This is a genomic window from Enterovibrio qingdaonensis (assembly GCF_028683135.1).
GTDB lineage: Bacteria > Pseudomonadota > Gammaproteobacteria > Enterobacterales > Vibrionaceae > Enterovibrio > Enterovibrio qingdaonensis.
Genome location: NZ_JAJUBB010000001.1, coordinates 180294 through 200783, shown reverse-complemented (window position 1 = coordinate 200783; position 20490 = coordinate 180294). Strand labels below are relative to the sequence as shown.

The 20490-nt window shown below is 43.7% G+C and carries 18 protein-coding genes; 11 read left to right on the top strand and 7 right to left on the bottom strand.

The window, feature by feature from the left end; genetic code table 11:
- Window positions 1-28: 28 nt before the first annotated feature.
- The 8 genes from hyi to LRP49_RS00980 all read left to right on the top strand — a co-directional run bounded on the left by hyi (window position 29) and on the right by LRP49_RS00980 (window position 10333).
- The gene (gene hyi, locus LRP49_RS01015; protein ID WP_274139570.1) at window positions 29-817 is read left to right on the top strand and encodes a hydroxypyruvate isomerase; all 789 of its coding nucleotides are present in this window, start codon (window positions 29-31) and stop codon (window positions 815-817) included.
- A gap of 4 nt (window positions 818-821) precedes the next feature.
- A complete protein-coding gene (locus tag LRP49_RS01010) occupies window positions 822-1712 on the top strand; it encodes a 2-hydroxy-3-oxopropionate reductase (protein ID WP_274139569.1) in 891 nt (296 codons plus the stop codon).
- 73 nt (window positions 1713-1785) lie between these two features.
- On the top strand, window positions 1786-3144 hold the full coding sequence (locus tag LRP49_RS01005; RefSeq protein WP_274139567.1) for a glycerate kinase type-2 family protein: 1359 nt from the start codon (window positions 1786-1788) through the stop codon (window positions 3142-3144).
- A 142-nt stretch (window positions 3145-3286) separates the two neighbouring features.
- Window positions 3287-3901: a TetR/AcrR family transcriptional regulator gene (locus tag LRP49_RS01000; RefSeq protein WP_274139566.1), complete on the top strand. Its 615-nt coding sequence runs from the start codon at window positions 3287-3289 to the stop codon at window positions 3899-3901.
- A 297-nt stretch (window positions 3902-4198) separates the two neighbouring features.
- Window positions 4199-6340, top strand: a complete 2142-nt coding sequence (locus tag LRP49_RS00995) for a hypothetical protein (RefSeq protein WP_274139565.1) — start codon at window positions 4199-4201, stop codon at window positions 6338-6340.
- A gap of 967 nt (window positions 6341-7307) precedes the next feature.
- Window positions 7308-8495 (top strand): hypothetical protein, encoded by a 1188-nt coding sequence (locus tag LRP49_RS00990; protein WP_274139564.1) that lies wholly within the window; start codon window positions 7308-7310, stop codon window positions 8493-8495.
- 280 nt (window positions 8496-8775) lie between these two features.
- Complete coding sequence (locus LRP49_RS00985; RefSeq protein WP_274140083.1) at window positions 8776-9363, top strand: hypothetical protein; 588 nt, start codon at window positions 8776-8778, stop codon at window positions 9361-9363.
- Window positions 9364-9769: 406 nt separating this feature from the next.
- Entirely contained in the window at window positions 9770-10333 is a 564-nt protein-coding gene (locus LRP49_RS00980) for a type II secretion system protein (RefSeq protein ID WP_274139562.1), read from the top strand.
- A 55-nt stretch (window positions 10334-10388) separates the two neighbouring features.
- On the opposite strand, the gene LRP49_RS00975 is transcribed toward LRP49_RS00980, so the two are convergent.
- Window positions 10389-10880, bottom strand: coding sequence for a peptidylprolyl isomerase (locus LRP49_RS00975; protein ID WP_274139561.1), 492 nt, complete (start codon window positions 10878-10880; stop codon window positions 10389-10391).
- Between the two features lie 75 nt (window positions 10881-10955).
- Window positions 10956-11852: a LysR family transcriptional regulator gene (locus LRP49_RS00970; RefSeq protein ID WP_274139560.1), complete on the bottom strand. Its 897-nt coding sequence runs from the start codon at window positions 11850-11852 to the stop codon at window positions 10956-10958.
- Between the two features lie 131 nt (window positions 11853-11983).
- Here LRP49_RS00970 and LRP49_RS00965 point away from each other — a divergent pair, with 131 nt between their 5' ends.
- On the top strand, window positions 11984-12457 hold the full coding sequence (locus tag LRP49_RS00965; protein WP_274139559.1) for a VOC family protein: 474 nt from the start codon (window positions 11984-11986) through the stop codon (window positions 12455-12457).
- Window positions 12458-12475: 18 nt separating this feature from the next.
- Window positions 12476-12856, top strand: coding sequence for a nuclear transport factor 2 family protein (locus tag LRP49_RS00960; protein WP_274139558.1), 381 nt, complete (start codon window positions 12476-12478; stop codon window positions 12854-12856).
- A 168-nt stretch (window positions 12857-13024) separates the two neighbouring features.
- Here LRP49_RS00960 and LRP49_RS00955 read toward each other — a convergent pair whose 3' ends face one another.
- The 4 genes from LRP49_RS00955 to rocF all read right to left on the bottom strand — a co-directional run bounded on the left by LRP49_RS00955 (window position 13025) and on the right by rocF (window position 17235).
- Complete coding sequence (locus LRP49_RS00955) at window positions 13025-13579, bottom strand: peroxiredoxin family protein (protein WP_274139556.1); 555 nt, start codon at window positions 13577-13579, stop codon at window positions 13025-13027.
- A gap of 217 nt (window positions 13580-13796) precedes the next feature.
- Window positions 13797-14423 carry a YiaD family glycine zipper/OmpA-like lipoprotein gene (locus LRP49_RS00950; RefSeq protein ID WP_274139554.1) on the bottom strand — a complete coding sequence of 209 codons (627 nt, stop codon included), beginning with the start codon at window positions 14421-14423 and terminating at the stop codon, window positions 13797-13799.
- A 141-nt stretch (window positions 14424-14564) separates the two neighbouring features.
- Window positions 14565-16091 carry a rhomboid family intramembrane serine protease gene (locus tag LRP49_RS00945; RefSeq protein WP_274139552.1) on the bottom strand — a complete coding sequence of 509 codons (1527 nt, stop codon included), beginning with the start codon at window positions 16089-16091 and terminating at the stop codon, window positions 14565-14567.
- A gap of 214 nt (window positions 16092-16305) precedes the next feature.
- Entirely contained in the window at window positions 16306-17235 is a 930-nt protein-coding gene (gene rocF, locus LRP49_RS00940; RefSeq protein WP_274139550.1) for an arginase, read from the bottom strand.
- Between the two features lie 516 nt (window positions 17236-17751).
- Here rocF and LRP49_RS00935 point away from each other — a divergent pair.
- Entirely contained in the window at window positions 17752-19065 is a 1314-nt protein-coding gene (locus LRP49_RS00935; protein ID WP_274139549.1) for a diguanylate cyclase domain-containing protein, read from the top strand.
- A gap of 58 nt (window positions 19066-19123) precedes the next feature.
- Here the strand turns inward: LRP49_RS00935 and LRP49_RS00930 are convergent, their stop codons facing one another.
- A complete protein-coding gene (locus LRP49_RS00930; RefSeq protein WP_274139547.1) occupies window positions 19124-20485 on the bottom strand; it encodes an 8-oxoguanine deaminase in 1362 nt (453 codons plus the stop codon).
- Window positions 20486-20490: the final 5 nt, after the last annotated feature.

Here is a 20490-nt window from a genome sequence, read left to right as displayed (position 1 = left end):
ACAAGAAAAACAGAATAAGGACATTGTTATGCCAAAACTTGCTGCCAATCTCTCCATGCTGTTTACCGAGTTGCCGTTTATTGAACGATTCAGTGCGGCGGCGAACTTCGGTTTTCAAGGGGTGGAATACCTGTTCCCTTATGCCTTTGACGCGCACGAAATTAAAGCTGAGTTGGATAGAAATCACCTAAAACAAGTGTTGTTCAATCTTCCAGCCGGCGATTGGGACGCGGGCGATCGAGGTATTGCCGCAGACCCGTCTCGCGTCGATGAATTCCGTGCCGGTGTTGCACTTGCTATTGAGTACGCAAAGGTCCTTGAGTGTGACCAAGTAAATTGCCTGGCGGGTATTGTGCCGGACGGCGTGAGCTTGCAAGAGGCTGAGGCAACACTGATCGAAAACCTAAAATTTGCCAACGACGCGTTAGAAAAAGCAGGGATCAGGCTTGTCGCAGAAGCCATTAATACCCGAGATATCCCGGGCTTCGCCCTGACCAACACGCAACAGGCGTTACGCGTTTATGAGGCGGTAGGCAGTGATAACTTCTCGCTGCAATACGATATCTACCACATGCAAATCATGGAGGGAGATATCGCCCCAACGCTTTCATCGACATTGGACAAAATTGGTCATATTCAGCTAGCGGACAACCCGGGGCGTCATGAGCCAGGAACGGGCGAACTGAACTACCACTTCCTACTAAAACATATCGACGACATTGGCTATCAAGGTTGGGTGGGCTGCGAATACAAACCGGCCACAACGACCAATGAAGGCCTTAAATGGTTAGCGGATTACGGACAGAATGAGGAGTAATGGAATGACGACAATCGCATTTATCGGCACGGGCATAATGGGTAAACCCATGGCGGAGAACCTGCAAAAAGCAGGGTATCAGCTTCATTTGTCAGAAAGCCGTTCGGCTGCACCTGCTTCTTTGGTTGATGGCGGCGCAAAAACGTTTCCTTCTAACCAAGAAGCGGCGAAAAATGCAGACGTCATCATCATCATGGTGCCAGATACGCCACAAGTGGAAGATGTACTGTTTGGAGAAGATGGTATTGAAAGCGCGTTGAATAGCGGCAAAACCGTTATTGATATGAGCTCAATCTCACCCATTGAAACCAAACAATTTGCGGAACGCGTCAATGAAAGTGGCGCAGCGTACTTAGATGCACCTGTTTCCGGTGGTGAAGTCGGCGCAATTAATGCCACGTTGACCATTATGGTCGGCGGTGAAGAAGGCGTGTTCGAAAAAGCGTTGCCGCTGTTTGGAGCCATGGGAAAGAACATCAACCTTGTTGGTGACAACGGCGCGGGTCAGGTGTGTAAAGTGGCAAACCAAATCATTGTGGCGTTAAACATTGAAGCAGTCTCAGAAGCTCTGGTGTTTGCTTCAAAAGCAGGCGCCGATCCTGCGCGTATTCGCAATGCCTTAATGGGGGGCTTTGCCAATTCCAAAATACTGGAAGTGCACGGTGAACGAATGGTGAAAGGGACATTTGACCCTGGCTTTAGAATTCGTCTGCATCAAAAAGATCTTAACCTTGCACTTTCTGGCGCCGAAGCATTGGGTGTGGCGTTACCCAATACAAAATCTGCACAGGAACTCTTTGGCTTATGTGCAGAACAAGGTGGTGAAGATTGGGACCACTCTGCGTTGATCAAAGCGATTGAATCGTTATCTCAACACAACATCCGTAACGAATAATTTGAGTTTTTGTTTTATCGGTCCTTTTTGCCCGCTTCTTTAACGACGGGCTTTTTTTCTATGGAGAATCGCGATGTCACAGCAGGAAGTGATCACTGAACAACGAACAAGCAACAAAGAATCGCCAACAAACACCATTTTGGAGAGTGGAACATCACCTTCGTTGTTCTTGAGAAAGCTGTTCGAAACAGCCGTTGATGCGGCATTACCTTACGGCAATATCGACAAGTATCTCCCCAAAGACAGAACGGGAAAGCTGGTGGTAATCGGTGCTGGGAAAGCCGCCGCCTCAATGGCGCAGGCTTTAGAAGCAAGCTGGGAGGGCATGATTTCTGGGTTGGTCGTCACGCGATACCAACACGGCGCACCGTGCCGATATATTGAAGTGGTTGAAGCGTCACACCCAGTTCCCGACGATGAAGGTGAAAAAGTCGCAAAACGTATACTGGGCTTAGTGAATGACCTGAATGAAAACGACAATGTCATTTGCCTATTGTCGGGTGGGGGATCTGCATTGCTAAGTTTACCTGCCCCAGATATACGTTTTGCTGAAAAACAGTCAATAAACAAAGCCCTTTTAAAGTCAGGCGCAGCAATTGATGAAATGAACTGCGTGCGCAAACACCTTTCTGCGATTAAAGGTGGGCGACTAGCGCAAGCGGTATATCCGGCAAACATGCTGACGCTTGCTATTTCAGATGTGCCCGGTGACTGCGCAGATGTCATAGCATCAGGCCCCACAGTGGCAGACCCAAGTACACGGTTTGATGCCATGAACATTTTGAAGAAATACAAGATTGCGGTTAGCAATACGGTGATGCAATGGCTGGAAAGCGAGGCCTCTGAAACGCCCAAATATGGCGACAAAAAACTCACCAGAAGTGCGTTTGAAATAATATCGACCCCCATGTCGTCTTTGCTTGCGGCACAAGAAAAATCTGAATCAATGGGAATTCCTGCTTACATTTTGGGAGACAGTTTGGAAGGAGAGGCCAGAGATGTTGCTCAGGTGCATGGCGCGATGGCAATCAGTGCGGCTAAGCACGATCAACCGTTTCCCGTTCCTTGTGTGATCCTTTCCGGCGGAGAGACAACGGTAACGGTGAGAGGAAAAGGGCGCGGTGGGCGAAACTGCGAGTTTCTGTTGTCGCTCTATCAAGCATTAGAAAAGGCTCCAGACGTAAAAGATAGAATCTATGCGATTGCCTGTGACACTGATGGCATTGACGGCGTTGAAGACAACGCAGGTGCTGAACTCAAACCCGAGTTTTACCGAGCAACGCAAGCGTTAGGATTAAAGCCAGATAGCTACCTTGCTAACAATGACAGCTACGGATTTTTCAATGCACTGAACGCGTTAATCTTAACGGGGCCTACGCGCACCAATGTGAATGATTTTAGGGCGATTCTTATTCTACCTGAGGCACAATAACGCCCTGATTCTTTCAGGCTTTTTGTGAGTGTTTCGAGAGAATTCTGCAATTTTGCCCATTCGAGCAGGCATTAAACTGGATGATCTGCGGTGGATTCATTAAAGTTGTTGATAAGCATTTTAATGAATCCACGGATGGGCAATGTCACGTATCAGGACGAAAAACCAAGAAAAAATCATCGATGTTGCCAGCCAATTGTTCGCAGAAAAAGGCTACGCAGCAACAACGACCGCTGAAATTGCCCAACGTGCTGAAGTGCCCAAGCCTAACCTGTATTACTACTTCAAAACCAAAGACAACCTTTATCGCGCGGTGTTAGAAAGCGTGACCCAGCCTTTGCTGGAAGCCTCTTACCCTATAGAGCAACTTGACGACCCACACGAAGCGTTAACCCAATACATCCGCGCGAAACTCCATATTTCTAAAGAGTACGCCTCTGCCTCAAAAACCTTTGCTGCTGAAGTGATGGCAGGTGCACCACATCTTCCGAGAGACATCGCCGAAGCTTTGATGGATCAATCCAAAATGATCCTGAGTAAGTTCGAATACTGGATTGAAAAAGGCTGGATGGAGCCTGTTTCATCTAAACACCTGATGTTTATGCTCTGGTCTTCGACACAAACCTACGCCGATTTTAACTGGCAGATCTGCCAAGTTACCGGACAATATGAATTGGATGAAAATGACTTCGAAGAAGCCGCTGAGTTCCTGGTCAGTTTGGTGCTAAAAGGGTGTGGAGTGAAACATGCGGATTGATGTTTAGCGTAGTTAGGCATTAAAACGTTTCAAAAAAACGAATCGCGTTAACCGCCATTTCTTTGCTTTTTTCTTTGCTGGTTTTTTATACAGTCCGGGTGGGTTTCGGTACGTCTGCAATAAAAGGACATTCTGTCCTTTTTCTGCATCTCAGTTTTAATATTGATTGAAAAATTTCGTTAAAACATAATGTTAGGAAGTGGTAGAATCAGTGCGTTTGTTATTAAAAGACAAAGTGTCGTGTTTAAACAGGACGTTTTGTCGTCTAATACACTGTTATGCATTTCGAGGAGTTTTATGTTTACAACGACAATTAGGCACATTGTTGTAGTGCCGAATGATGTATCTGAAGAAAACTGCACGTTTTTTCAAAGGTATTCAGATGAAATAGTTAACAGCTATCAGTGGGTATTTGATGTTTTGTCTGATGTTCCTCACGATGCTTTAGAACCTTTCTTGAATAGTCCAAATTACATTAAATCTAAACTCGCAGGTTCCTCACTTGATGTACAAATGATTAGATCTGATTTACTTAAAGCGGTCTATGATGAATCGGATTGGGTGTTTAATATTATTTGGAGTACACCAGAAACCTTTAGTCAAGCAAAAGAATCAGAGGTGCTCTTTAAGTATAAGCCACTTCATATTACAAGTCTTGAAACAACAGAGGCTCTATTCATTGGAGACTTATCTCCTGATTCACTAAGTGAAGAAATTAATAATTATATTAGACAGACGCTATCACGTCTGGATAGCTGTGATGCAGTTGAAGAAATTTTGGCAATTATAGACTCTGGACAAAAGAAAGATGAAATTAAGTTTGATTTTAGTCCATTAAATCATAATTGCACTAGAGCACTCTACAAGCCATTAACAGGCTATGGTTACTATGCAGAAGACTGTGAGGATATTATACCTAGTGATAATATTGAACAGCATGTTAGAGGTATGACTAAATTATCAGAAGTCATTAATGAGATACGAGGAAGTGTTGAAATTCCACGCCATTTAATAAAAAATGACTCGATAATATACAGCATGGCGATGTGTTCATTTCTATATAAACATAATAGCCAAATGTGGAACGAGTTGTACAGAAAATTAGAAAAGCCTAAAAGGGACTTCCTAAAATCAGCGATAATTAGGAATAAGCTCTTCTCTAATTTTTCAATATCTAATACCGAAGTGTTTAATCCTTACGAAGATCCTATTATTTCAGGATTACTAAAGGAAAGGCAATCAGAATTAGCGATGTTTACTAGCGTAGTTACTATACTAGCAGTAAACCAGTTTACTCCAGCATTGAGGTTGCCCAATGCTGTAATGCTGCACCATGATCTGCTAAAAAATATATCGGCATTAATTACTAATCCTAATAAAAAATCTCATCGCAATTTAAATATTAAATTAAAGAACTATAGCGACGTATTAAAGTCTGAAATTGGAGGTGAATTAATTAATGCAAGTATAATTGATAAAAATAAAATCCTCGCAATGTGTGACTTTCCAATTGAATGGTTAAACCTTGACGGCTTCCCTATTATGGTTACACATGAAGTATCAAGAATTCCAACAACCCCCGGCAATCTATGTTCACAGCTAGCATTGTCTGGACAGAGAGTTGTGTTACCTTATGAAGCATTCAAAGACATACTTATTGTAAGTTCTTTTAATAGTTTTGACCCGATAAAGGATCATTTGACGTCTTCCTTAGAGCATTTTAAGACTAATAATCAATACAAAAATTTAAATATAACAGAGGTTAACGTTAGCTCTGAATCAGAGCTGATCGATGCGTTGAATGACTTTTCTGGTGGTATTGTTGTCTTCGATTGTCATGGCAATCATGGTGGTGTAACAGCTCATGGGTGGCTGTGTATAGGTGATGATAAGGTGGATGTATGGTCACTAGCTCATAGAGCTAGGATTCCACCTATTGTCATTTTAAGTGCTTGCAGCACTCACCCGATAGATGGGTCTCATGCATCCGTTGCGAATGGACTCTTCAGGTGTGGGGCTATTAGTGTTATTGGTACTTACGCACCTATACGTGCAGATCATGCAGGTTTGTTTGTAGCTCGTTTGCTATTTAGAATTTCCGAATTTATTCCAATTGTAATTAAGTCAAGATCAATATCTTGGCGTGAAGTTATAACTGGATTTTTTAAAATGTCTTACTCGACAGATGTTCTTCAGTATATGGTTAGTGAATCGAAAATGTTAACTAAGCAGCAATACATAGAAATACACAATGAAGTTAACTATATTATTAATAGTGGTCAAGATGATTGGACTAAAAAGTTTACATCATTGATTTCTGACAAAATAGGAAAAGATGAATCTGAAATTTATGATTTAATAAATGAAGAATGTCGATTTGTTGATACAATGTTGTATTCTCAACTTGGAAGACCTGAAAATATAGTAATTTGCCAATAAAATGCATAACACATATGAGCCCTTCTCCGGTCAATAGGCAATAGCATTCTTTTGGCTGCGTCAGCAGCCAATGCTCTCGAACAACAAAGTCGTCTACTTCGTTTTGTCATTTTCGCCATTAAGTCGTTGCTTACGGCAAACACATATAGAAGGTCTCTTACTGCGGTCTCACCGCTGCCTGCCAATCGAGTGACAGGGCCATTAGACACTATTCGGTTAACCCAAGCTGGCACTATTCAAAAAGAAGGTTAAACAATTGTTTTCCAGTTATCTTCAGGCTCAGGTTGGGTGTAAGCAACTTTGTTGTTCGTATGGGTGCGCAACGATGGGGTGGCTAATCAAAGCAAAAGGGCTTGGACCACATTCGACACACCTGACCATCAGGGCTTAATGCCCATTAAACTCAGTCAGCAACGTGCTCTTTCTCAGCACCAGTTATATTTAGTTATGTCTGTCCTAATTAACTGTGTCATTTCTATTTAGTTATGTCTGTCCTAATTAATTGCATGACGGCATCTAACATTCTGTTTTTTATTGAAGTACTCACAAGGTGCATTGACGTAGACACCATGATGGTTACTGGCGGCAATACGGTATTTTTCTCCATCATTTCTTTGTTTAAGCCGTGGGGTTTCGCAATGGCGTGTAAGTATATCTAGTCATCAGTGCGCACCATTGCCAACCTAGTGTGACCTGAGTCAAATTATTGTGGAATAGTTTCGGTTGACTATTTCTTTATATATGCGAAATAAGGTGAGCTTGATTCTGCGTTTTTTAAAAGGTTTAAAAGAAAATACAATCAATTATGAGGCTATTAAGAATTGTGAAATATAAGAGATGTCATTCCTTATAAAATGTTATTTTGCATTAAGTTCATGTTAATTAAGTGATGTATCAAAAATGATAATCACCCTCTGGAATACTGCTAGGATTTTAGCTGCCAAAACATATTTTCTAGGGGGACAATATGAACACAATGGCAAAATCACTAATTACTACAGCAGTGTTAATTGGACTAGCAACATCCAGTGCTACCTTTGCAAAAGACGGATTCTTAAATGGTAAGCCTTTTGAATACCTTAAAAGCAAGGTGGATGCAAACGCTGATGCGATTTCAACGTTAAATGAAATCACAGCCAACCTAACCGCTGACATCGCAGCAATTAATGCGACGTTAGAAGTTATTGAAAATGATGTGGAAAGTAATAAGGCAGATATACAAGAGATTAATAGTTTACTTCTCTTGTTAGAAGACGCTGTGGATGTAAATGCGGATAATATAGATGCTCTTCGAGCCAGTATTGATTTGCTTCAGGTACAACATGACAACGATATTGCTCAACTGCTTACTGACATAGGAGAGTTGAGAGCATCGATTGATAATTTACGATCTACAATAGACGGAGCCTTGGCACAGCTAGGGACCACAGTTGACCAACTCCAGCTTGAAGTTGATGCCAACACTGGAAACATCCAATCGCTTCTAGTGAGCTCTGTGAATGCACTGGCAGATATCGTGGCTATGCAATCGATTCTAGATGATCATGAGGCGCGATTGGTTGATGCCGAATCTCACCTGACATCAGTCGACTTGCAAATAGCCGATATTAACGATCGGTTAGATGCGATCAATTTAAGGTTGGATGGATTGGATACCGCAGTGGCGGGCTTACAAGCTTTCCACACAAGCCACTTTACAGGTGTGCTTAACGATGTGCCAATTGACGATCTCAATGGGTGGACACAGTGCTTCTCCGCTCTGTACTCCGATACCTCAGCCACAGCAGCTAAAATGCAGTCACAATGTACTAAACCGCATTTGATTGTCGCTTGTCGTGCCACTGGTGACACTGTGCTAAGAGTGATGGCCGAAGCACCTAGAGAAGACGTATTCAACGAAGATGGCTCGGGAAGAAATGTTTCTCGATTGGTCAACGGAGCCCAATGGTACTTTAGTAACAACTACAGTATGGGTTTCGCTCCTGCAGGAGAAGCTGTACGCAGGTCATCGGCGGATACCTTAAATATGGGGTCGAATGACAGGTTAAGTTGGCATACTCACAGCAGTTACAATGCGGGATGGCGTTGCGGCGACAGAGTTGGTTTGAACGGTTCGTCGGCGTGGGAAAAACTGATATTTGAAGCTGATTTTTAAGAGACCAATGGAGGTTGCATAATAGCAACCTCCTTTTTATTGGATGCTAGAAATGAATGTGTTGCAAAGTCACAAGAAATCCGGATTTACACGCTAAGCAAACCTTAACGTTGTTTTCATTTGGACGTACTTAATACAAAACCAGTTGCAACTCGCAAATGTTGTCGATAAAAACACGGCAAAATGACGCGCCTCGTAGTTTATCCCTCTTGATAAAGACAGTATGTTTCGACGCACACATACTACAAAAACCACCAAAATATTGAGGTTTTTGAGCAAGATGACACTCACTCCTAGTAAGTTTTTTTTGTTTAGTTCTCTTTTAATGAGTGCTTTAGTGATGCCCTTGGCGCAAGCTGCTGAGGATATCAAAGGCATCAATTTACTTCATACCGCTAATTGGAAAGCGGCAACGGACGATTTTGGCTCTAGCTTCGTTGCTTCGAACCCGCTGGTCCAAAATGATGAAATTGCCGTTGAATTCACGCTGTATAAGAAGCAGGAAGGCAAAAGGTGGCCTTTTGTTGAATTGGTTTGCGCGACGGATACAGCATTGACGGGTGTGTCTACATTAGAGATTACCTATCGTTCTGAATCCGACGTGTCGGTTAAGTTCAATCAGTCTGATTTTGGTTCGAGTGGTGACGGCTCATATGCTCATTATCAAACCGTGATACCTGCGTCTGACCAGTGGGTAACTGTAAAGCTTGATACCAGTGATTTTAAACAGCCTAGCTGGGCACCTGAAAGCACACAAAAAATCGCTCTGAACTTAGGCAATGTAAAAGATATCTACCTTTCACCAAAACTGAACTTTGAGACTGGCGAAACAAGCACCTTTAGGATTAAAAGTCTGAGAGTATTGTAATTCGGCTACTGCGGTTACTAAATATTTCAGAGATTACAAAAAACCACGTTCTTTAACGTGGTTTTTTATGTAACTGCAGATATCGCAAAATTGAATGACCTGCAAGGATGGGGCGCTACCAATAAACACATATCTGATTGTGCCAATTGCAAAACTGTCCCAAATCACAACTCTATCTATTTATCACTCACTAACGTATTGCTATATAGACAAATTTGACGGAGATCTGCCTTAAAATTCAAATGCCGTGCTAGTTTTTAACCGCGTTCGATAAGAAAGCGTGGCAGGTGCGCTACCAAAGCAAAAATGTCGGTTTGTTTAATCGTTGTGAGTCCAACAACGTGTGTTGTTCTACCGAGTCGTTGGTGACGCTGCTTAATCATACTCTCGCAAGGAGGCGGGTGTTATGCGGCAGAAGGGTTTTACACTATTAGAACTAATTGTCGTTATTGTCATTCTGGGAATTTTAGCTGTGGTTGCATCACCTAAATTTTTGAATTTTAGAGATGATGCTGATGAGGCCGTTATGCTGTCGATGAAAGGGGCGATTGCATCAGCTGACAAGCTAGTTTCGATGAAAATTAAGATGAACCCTGATGGGCTAAGTGCCAACAAAAGTCGGTTTACTTTAGATAGTGGTGAAACGATTCGAGTCAGAGGTAATCTGCCGGATGGACGCTGGAAAAACACGTTTATGCACCTGGTAGACTTTAGCGATATTGCGCAGGTCTCTTCAAATAACTGCAAAAATGGCGCACTTAAATGGTGTGTGCGTCAGCGGAACGCTAATTGGTTTTCAAGCCGAGGCTATACAGCACTTGGTACAGGCCGAGGATTCGTGATATTCCCGAATGGGCGAAATCTCAATCGGGATCGCTGCTACATCTATTTTTTAAACCAAAACAGTGGAGGGAATAGCACATCTGTTCATCCCTCCCTTATCGGCCATGATTTTAGTCAGTGCTCCTAATCAGGCTAACTTTTCTACGCTGATAACAATCGGTTTGACGCATTTCAATCCAACGCTACTTAACGGTAACCTTTGTGATCACTATCGGCTCGCAAGGAACGTCATCGTGACCCATCTTTGACGTGGTTTTCACCTTCGCGATTTGGTTTACGACTTCCATGCCTGCGGTCACTTTCCCAAACACGGCATAGCCCCAGCCTAGGTTTGTGGTGGCGGTAAAATCGAGAAACGCGTTGTCAGCGAGGTTGATGAAAAACTCCGATGTCGCGGAATGTGGTGCATCGGTGCGTGCCATGGCAATCGTGCCGATTTGGTTTTTCAGACCACGGTTTGCTTCATTGGCAATCGGTCCTCGCGATGGTTTTTCTTGCATACTTTCCGTATATCCACCGCCTTGGATCATAAAGCCGTCGATGACACGGTGGAACGTTGTCCCTTCATAAAATCCTTCGTTACAGTAGCGCAGGAAATTTTTGGACGAGACGGGTGCTTTGTCCATATTGAGTTCGATCTCAATGTCGCCAACGTTGGTGGTAAGGATGATCATTGTGTTGAGCCTGATGTCGAAAATGGGCGGCGAGTATAAACCTAAACAGTGTGAATGTGCAGATGTCTATCATGCTTACCTGTCATTTAGCGTATCAACGATAAAATCCAAAAACACCCTGACTTTTTCGGGCAAATAGTTACGCTCGGGGTAAACGGCATACAAGTTTTTGTGGGGCATTTGATAGTCTTCAAATAATGCGACCAATTCACCGTGTTCGATCGCTGACTTAACAATAATCTTAGGCAGTCTCCCAGCACCTAAGCCTGCGGTAACTGCATCTCGAAGAGCAACGCTATTGTTTACACGATAGTTACCCGTCACCTTGACCTTATAGTCTTCACCTTGAGCAGATTGAAATTGCCACACGTCTGCATTGCTGGAGTAGCTATAAATAATGCAGTTAATTTTTGCCAATTGGGCTGGTTTTTTGAGTTGCTCTTTGTGCGCTTTATAAAACGAGGGAGAAACACAGACTACGCTATGGAGTGGCTCCAAACGCCGTGCAATGAGTGATGAATCAGGCATGTCACCGGCTCGAATAGCCAAGTCGTATCCCTGCTCAACGAGGTTGGTGGGGTTGTCACCCAACACAAGATCGATCTCAATTCCTGGGTGACGTGCAAGAAACTCGGGAATTAGCGGGGCGATATACATTTGGCCAATCGTCATGGGTAAATGTATTTTCAATAAACCTTTGGGCTCACCTTGCAGTTCTCCAACGGCATCTTCTGCTTGTTTGGCTGCGCGATTGGCGAGAGCGGCGTATTGATAATACCGTTCTCCCGCTTCAGTCAGACTTAACTTTCGCGTTGTACGATGGAACAACCTCGCACCGAGTTGATCCTCCAATTGAGTGATACGTTTACTCACGGCTGACGTCGAAATGCCCAATATTCTGGCTGCTGAGGAAAAGCCCGCATTGTCAGCCACCGCGACAAAAATCGGTATTCCGTTAAAGGTATCCATCATTTTTTGCTCATCATTGTTGAGAAATATTCAACACTGAGTCTACTTGTAGCCATATTGTTTATCCATTGTTGTGAATCTAAAGTGAAATCAGCGTTTACATTCTTAACAGCAACAACAACTAGGAGGCCATTATGGTGCGCTTGGAACACGTGAATCTTGTGATGAAAAACATCCAACCTACCTTGGATTTCTTGCTAACGGCATTCCCTGAGTGGCGAGTGCGAGGTGAGGGAAACATGGCATGGGGAAGCGCGGAAAATGGTACATCTCGAGATTGGTTACACGTAGGAGACGATGACTATTATTTGACGTTAAACAGTAATGCGGTAGGCGAAATTCGAGATACAAAGGGCATTCAACCTGGTGTCGCCCATATGGGTTTTGTAGTCGATGATCTGCAAGCGTTGATCGACCGTTTGCTGGTCAAAGGATTTGTCGTTGACATTAAAGGCAGAAATCATCCTTTTCGTAAAACCGTGTATTACAACGATCCTGCGGGATTTCAATTTGAATTTTTAGAGTACAGCAGTGAGGACCCAGCCGAAAAGAACATGTACGGCGGAGAAAGCGGTGATCTCGAAAAGAAAGTGACGCCAATAATCTAATCAGTTGAGGAAAGAAGAATGGATAAGCAAGATGCCACTACTTTTGTGCACGATCTCTATCATGCCGTGGACAGGAAAGATGTTGGCTATTTAAGCGATGTACTCGCCGAACAATGCCGTTTTCGCCTTGGAAATAATCCAGAGGTTATTAATAAAGGACAAATTTTAGAAGGTAATCGCCACTTCTTTGAAAGCATAAAGTCAATGAGCCATAGCATTGAGGAGGTTGTGTTTCAGGCTCCCGAGGAGAGTGGAGCAGCGAAAGTTAACTGCTATGGTTCTGTTTATTACGAAAGGCTAGATGGTAGCAACACCTCAGCCGTTTTCGCGACACACTTACAAGTGGAGAAAGGATTGATCACGGACTATTTGGTGTTCGCTGATTTATCGGCACTATGACAATTAGTCGTTAAAAAAACAGTCGTTAAAAAATCAGTCTTTAAAACAATAAGTAGCGAAACGTTGAGCAATGCAGAAGTTATCGATGTTTATCCAAGCTATAACACCCAAAACGCTTTCTACATTGGCTGCCAATATTGAAAGTTTGCGGGACATGTAGAGATGCAGCTAAATGCTGCATCCATTCTCATCACATCCAGATTGCGATGTATCTTCTATTGAATTGTTTTCATTCCGTTGTAGAGGTTCATTTTCTTCGAGCAACGAGCCAATGATTGCACCCAATTGCAATTCATTGATTGTACCGAAATGGTTTAACCGCAACCTACCGTGTTGATCGATAACTAAGATCGTAGGTGTTCCCCCGAATTGATAGGCTTTCATCGTTTCAGGAAGGTGGCTATGTTGGCTGGGTTTATCAACGGCAACGGGAAATGTTAGTCGATATTCGTGAATAAATGCCTGAAGGGCTTTGGGTGTCATGACATCATGATGCTCAAAGACGGAGTGCAAGCCAATCACCTGCACATCATCGGCACGAAAAGACTGCTGAATGTTCTTCGCGAGCGGCAGTCCATGGGAAATGCAGCCCGGACATAACATTTGGAAGACATAAATCACGACGACTTTTCCCTCAAAGTCAGAAATCTGATGCTCTTTCTCTGTGTTGAACCAATGACTTACATTTAGGTTGAATTGACGTCCTGGAATATTGTTTAACATGTTTCCCCCTCGTGTAATTACGCATTAAGGTTTCGATGCGAAACCAAAATAACAAGAAGAGCGTGATGATGTCAAACATGCACTTTTTTAGGTGTGCTTACGTCGAATATGCGGAAGCTGGCACGGTGATGCAAAGGGAAGGGAAGTATAAATAGGTTGATTTAACCGGAGGGGAAGAATAACAAAGGCACTTTCGTGCCCTTGTTCTAACGCTTTTTTATTCCTGATTCGGAACAATCTGAATTTCAACACGGCGGTTTTTCGCACGACCATTTGCCGTCGTATTTGAGGCGATAGGCTGCGTCTCGCCAAAGCCTGTCGCGTAAAGACGCTGTGCGTTGATGCCTTGCATCTGAAGGTAATTCTTCACGCTTTCAGCGCGCTTTTCAGACAGCATCATGTTGTAAGAAGCCTCACCAGAACTGTCGGTGAAACCTTCAATGCTTAGGTGCGTTTTGTCATATTTGTTCATGACACGCGCAACGGCGTTCAGTGTGGTGTCAAAGCTTGGTGAGATGCTGCTTTGGTTCGTTGCAAACGTAATGTTTGAAGGCATGATGAGACGAATGTTGTCACCTTCACGCACGACATCAATACCAGAGCCTGCAAGTTCTTCACGAAATGCCGCTTCTTGTCTGTCCATATACTGACCAACCGCTGCACCAGCCAGTGCGCCGATCGCAGCACCAATGAACGCGCGTTTATTCTTATGGTTGCTCGTCGTCTTACCAATCAGGGCACCACTGGCTGCGCCAATTGCTGCACCAGTGCCTGTATTAGATGCACAGCCTCCAAGAGCGAGGGATGCAGCTAACAGAGTAATAACGGGAATTGACTTACGCATTGATATGGTACTCCTCATTTATGCGCTTTTGGGACAAACGCATATGCGTATCGAAGGCGAGTACCATACCGAGCAAAATACGGTATATGTCAGGGGTTTGTAAGTTTTAATTCACAACTAATCGGGATGATTGTTTTACCATCACAATGCTGCATTAATGTGCTTTTCCTTTTTCTCTCTGACACCACAAAAAAGTCCAACGAGGGCTCCGCCTAAAAATCCGCCAAAGTGACCCGCATGATCAACGTTTGACATGAACAAAGAGATAACGGTGGATACGGCGATAAATGCGATTAACATTAGTGCATCAGAACCTTGTTGTTTGCTTAATCTTCTTGTGATCAGCATTGCGACTAATGCACCGATAAGTCCGTAATTTATGCCTGAACTGCCCGCACTCAAGGTGCTTTCGTTTACGTAAATACTCAAGGTCGTACAGCCAACCGCAGATACGACAACAAGTAGCGTAAAGCGAATGCTACCAATGAGTGGTTCGATGAATTTACCGCCCAGACCAAGAACAAATAGATTCATGGCAATGTGGGCCAAACCAAAGTGGGCAAATGCCGCTGTGATTAACCGCCAATACTCTCCGTTAAGCACGAAGTCTCTTCTCACTGCTCCGTAGGGAATGAGCTCGTTCACGCTCGCATTCATGAAGTCGACACCATTCAAGACACCCATTACGTATACCGCTAAACAGATCAATACGAGCAAGGTTGTGATTGGCACTCCTGCTCTGAAGGTGAGCATACGAACGATTTGGGTTGTAAAGTCGCTGTTATCTAACTGCCCACTTTGATAAAGCTCCAATGCTTTAGGATCTGTTTTCAATACGAATGAGACGATTGCGACCACGAGAAATGCGATGGCAGCAGAGATGTAGAAAATGAAGTAAAGCTCGTCATTCGCGTCAGCTAATGTTTCTTTTTGCGGGTACAGAATAAAGAAATCTTCGTTGGTCTTTAGTGGGTACGTTTGAAGAATGGCATTCTTAAAACCATCGTAGAGTTCAGAGTCTCTAAGAAGTTTAAAATGACTATGGTCGTAGTAATCGTGTTCTTTGAACTTTTCATTCGCCTCATCGATGAAGGTTGTATAAGCAGCCTGCTTTTCGTTATCTGAACCTTTGTTGCTGATCGTCTTGTAATAACGGACGCCGTACCAAATGTTCTTTTCTAAATCGATAGGGACGGCAACATACAGATTGATGGCCAGATCTTCGTTGTGTTTTCCCCTGACCCTGAAAACGGTGTCACTCGCAAATTGATTACGACTTACTCGATATCTGTCTATGGTGAAAAATTTTTCTGATTCGTGGGCTAAAAGTTCGTCGCTAGTGCGGAGGTTAACGAGTTCGTATGAGGCAGATGAGACAAGGGCCTGAGCAATTCCCATAGGTATCGCTAGCGCAAGAACTAAGAACATCTTGGTTAGCATAGAAGGCTCTTCGCCTTTTATTCGAAATACGCGAAACCGTTTACGTGTAATGAGAGCGATTGAGCTAATGGAAATGATAGCGGGAATGAAAAGCTCCCATGCCTTTTCATCGAACGTTACAGCATTGAGTTCGATGTCAAACCACCAGCGGAAAAAGGTATAACCAGAAATCGCGGTGAAAAACGTGATCAAGAAAGGTAGAAAGATCAGACGACACTTAACCATCATTTATTCGTCCCTGAATAAAGTGAAAATAACGACATCAAAAGGTTAGGGTATTGAATATCTTTTAATTGAGATATTAATAGGGCAATTTTTTGCGGTGGGAATAGCGTAATCTCCCTACGTTTAAAAATCTTGGTGAATATTGCGTACAGAACCAGATGTTAAAAGGGGAAGGCTTTGTGCCGCCGTATCCCCTTATGATAAATGTGAAGGTGACTTAAATAACGCTGCGTCCAAACGCACTTAAGACAAGTTGAACCGCTCTTTCCGCCGAGATGTTTCCTTTATCAAGAAACGGATTTAATTCAACGAGATCCATGGACGTCATGAGCCCTGTTTCAGCGCACTTTTCTAAGAGTAAATGTGCTTCGCGATACGTGACACCCCCCGGTACCAGTGTGCCAGAGCCCGGTATAAATTCGGGGTCACAGCCATCTACATCGAAACTAACATGAAAGCCAACGGTGTCTTTGGTGACAATTTCAATGATTTCATCGCTAACCCTGCTCATGCCTAGCTCATCGATATCGCGCATGCTGTACACTTTAACGCCCGATTGTCTGATGAGTTCCTTTTCTTTCTCATCGATATCCCTAACGCCGACGAGCGCGACGTTTTCCGGTTTTATCTTGGTGTTTGCGCTTAAGATGCTGGTGAAGTCTTTGTCGCCATACCCCAGCAAATGAGCAAGAGGCATGCCGTGAACGTTGCCAGACGGGGAAATTCCAGGGATATTCATATCCGCATGCGCATCAAACCAGACAAGTCCTAAATCCTGATTTTGGTTTTGGTAATAGTCCGAGATACCAGAGATAGACCCCATAGCGATGGAATGGTCTCCACCCACCACCAGTGGCATATCTCCATGTTCTAACGCTGCTTTTGTGACCAAGGCGAGGTCTTGGCAGACTTGAAGAATTTCATTTCTAAATCGCATCGTATTACCCGTTTCAACGGGTCTAGATTCCTTCGACGGAACGGCAACGTCGACTTCTTGTGAGATGTGATACCCCATGTTTTTTAACTGCTCACCGAGACCAGCGATACGAACCGCTGATAGTCCACCATCGGTACCTCTTCGAGAGGCACCTAAATCGACAGGAACGCCGATTATTTGAATTGATTTTGCTAATCCATGCTTCTTCATAACTTGAGACTCAATACGCTTAGAAATGGAAGGAGGTGTATTGCACAACTCCTGAACGCAATATTTTTAAAACATAGCTGAATTCCGAGCACAAGATCGGCAGGCTCCGCAAAACAAGAAGACATAGCAAACTACTGAAATTGGTACATCCATCTTCAAAAAGACACATAATGTAATCTTTTTTGGATACATGGAATCTAACGAAAATCTGTCTAATTTCTGCAGATGTATTACGCAAAATTAGTCGTTTTTTTTCGATATGGCGTACTGGATACAAAAGTATCAAGTGACCACCATGCTGTGATTTTTATTGGGGTTTTGATTGGTTGCGCTTAGTAAAACCACTCGTTTGCTCTACGCTCTTATTGATAATCTTAAAATTCTTGCGGACGTTGTTTTTATGAGTGAATGACACGTAATTTGAATGGGTTAGTGCAAGTGTGTAGACAGGGCATCAAACGCTTTTTTCAGAATGTTGATGCGCCTAAAGGTCGGATATATTAGGGAGAGATTGCGGTGAGCATTCGTTTGAAACTGACGTTGCTACTGTTGTGCCTATTTGTAGGAGCGATAGCCAATTCGGCATTTACCTTTAGATTGGAAAACTTTGGTGACGAAAAACTGAACTGGGTTGTTCACACTCATGATGTGTTGGACCATACACACGCGTTGTTGAGTTCTATGACAGATGTGGAAACGGGACAACGTGGTTATTTAATCACATCTAACTTATCGTATTTGGAGCCTTACCATAACGGCATAACAGAATCGAAAAGGAACTTATCACTGTTACAGGAAATGACGGCAGACAATCCCAGTCAACAAGAATTACTCGCGTTAATTTCTAATGAAATGACGTTAAAGTTCGACGAGATGGCGAAGACGATAGAATTTGTTCAAAACGGTCAAAAAGAAAAGGCAGTTGCCCTAGTGTCGCAAGATATCGGTAAGCAATATATGGATAATATTCGCCGGTATCTCAATGAATTTACAAGTGCTGAGCAGATATTGTTAGAACAGAGAAAAGGGGATTTTAGGGAAAATCGAGCCAAGATAACAACGCTGATGGCAGTTGAAATCGTGTTTTTTATTGGCCTCGCGATATTCACGCTCTCTTTTTTACAGCGTAACTTTTTTGTTCCGTTGCAACTGCTGGTTTCGAGCACTCGACTGGTTGAAAACGGTAAGCGTTTACAGGTGATGGATGTTCTGGAGAAGAACGAAATGGGGCACCTGCTTTCGACCTTCTACAGGATGAGTGAGAAAGTGCACCATAGGGAAAAAACGCTAGAGCACAAAGCACACCACGACGAATTGACAGGCTTGAAAAACAGGATGTCCATCTATGATGAGCTTGATACTTCAATTTCGCTGATGGAGCGTGCGGGTGACAAAATCGCAGTGATGTTCTTGGATCTGAATTTATTCAAGAAAATCAATGACACATTAGGTCATGATGTTGGCGACCAAATCTTGATAGAAACGGCAGATCGTCTGGTTCAAGCTGTCCGGTCAAGCGACACGGTATTCCGTCTTGGTGGTGATGAATTCGTTATCATTGTTCGACAAGTTCATAGTACGAAGGATGTGGAAGGGGTCGTCCTTTCAATCCTTAAAGCGTTTGAACCCCCTGCAATGGTGGATGGCCACTCGATAGATATTTCAACCAGCATTGGTGTGGCGATGTCACCGGATGACTCCACGAACAGTGATGATCTTGTTAAGTATGCCGATTTGGCAATGTATGAAGCCAAGAAAGATAAAAAGGCGCATTTCAAAATTTTCACGAAAGATATGTTACGCAGAGATAGCGACATTAATGCGGCATAGCGTTGCCTGAGCAACACTTGTAAGGAAAAGCCTGCATTATTTGCAGGCTTTTTTGTTTTTATCGAATACTGGCTTTCTCGGCTAATTTTCTCGCCGCTGCTCTGTGTTTTATCATCAATCCATGCTTATCAATATCTACTAATTCGCCGTCTTTCACTCGCCACTCGCCGTTGACCATTACCCTGTCTGCGCGGTGTGCGCCACACAGTACAAGTGCTGCAAGCGGGTCATGGCTGCCAGAAAATTGGATTTTGTCGAGCTTAAACATCGCGATATCTGCCAGCATTCCTTTCGACAGTTTGCCTATATCTTTGCGGCCAATATTTCTCGCTGAACCTGACGTCGCCCAGCGGAACGCGTCGAGATGACTAACGCTTGAAGAACCATAACGTAGCCGCTGAATATAGGTGGCCATTCTTAGTTCATTCACGAGGTTTGAACCGTCATTAGATGCAGAGCCATCTACACCTAATCCCACTGATGCGCCAGCGGCTTCAAGTTCCAAGTTTCGACAAATGCCGGATGCTAGCATCATGTTTGAACTTGGGCAGTGGCAGATCCCGATGCCCGCATGACCGAGCCTCTTAATTTCCTCGTCATTAAAATGGATACCGTGTGCCAGCCACGTTCGGTCGTGAAGCCAACCGACCTCTTCGAGATAATCCACAGGGCGATAACCAAAGCGTTCGAGACAAAAGTTTTCCTCGTCGATGGTTTCGCACAGGTGTGTATGTAACATCACGTTGTGCTGTCTGGCGACATGTGCTGTTTCTTTCATCAGATCCGTTGTCACCGAAAAGGGTGAGCACGGCGCGAGCGCAATTTGCGTCATTCCCCCGTATTCTGGCTGGTGGTATTCACGGATTAGACGAAGGCTGTCATCGATAATGGCTTGTTCTGTTTGAATGGTGTGCCGTGGTGGCAAGCCGCCTTGGTCTTCACCAAGACTCATTGAACCGCGAGTCAGTACCGTACGCAGCCCCATTTTTCGTGTAGCGTCGACTTGTATGTCTATAGCGTGTTCGAGACCAACCGGGATCAAATAGTGATGATCGGATGCCGTCGTGCAGCCAGAGAGTAGCAGCTCTGCGCTGGCTAACTCAGTGCCCAATCGCATCATGTCTTCATCGAGACCAGCCCAAACGGGATAGAGGGCCTTAAGCCAATGGAATAGCTCTTTGTCTAATGCATCAGGATAGGCACGGGTCAGTGTTTGGTAGAAATGGTGATGCGCATTAACCAAACCGGGAAGCACAACATGCTCTGAGGCGTCCACTGTTTCATCAACAGTGACCGAGGGCATCGTGTTTTTGCCGATCACTTCAACAATCGTATTTCCATCAACGACAATGCCGCCAGCCGCATCTTCTTCATTTCCGGTCCAAATTGCGAGTGGATGTTTAATCCAAGTCATTGCCATACTTT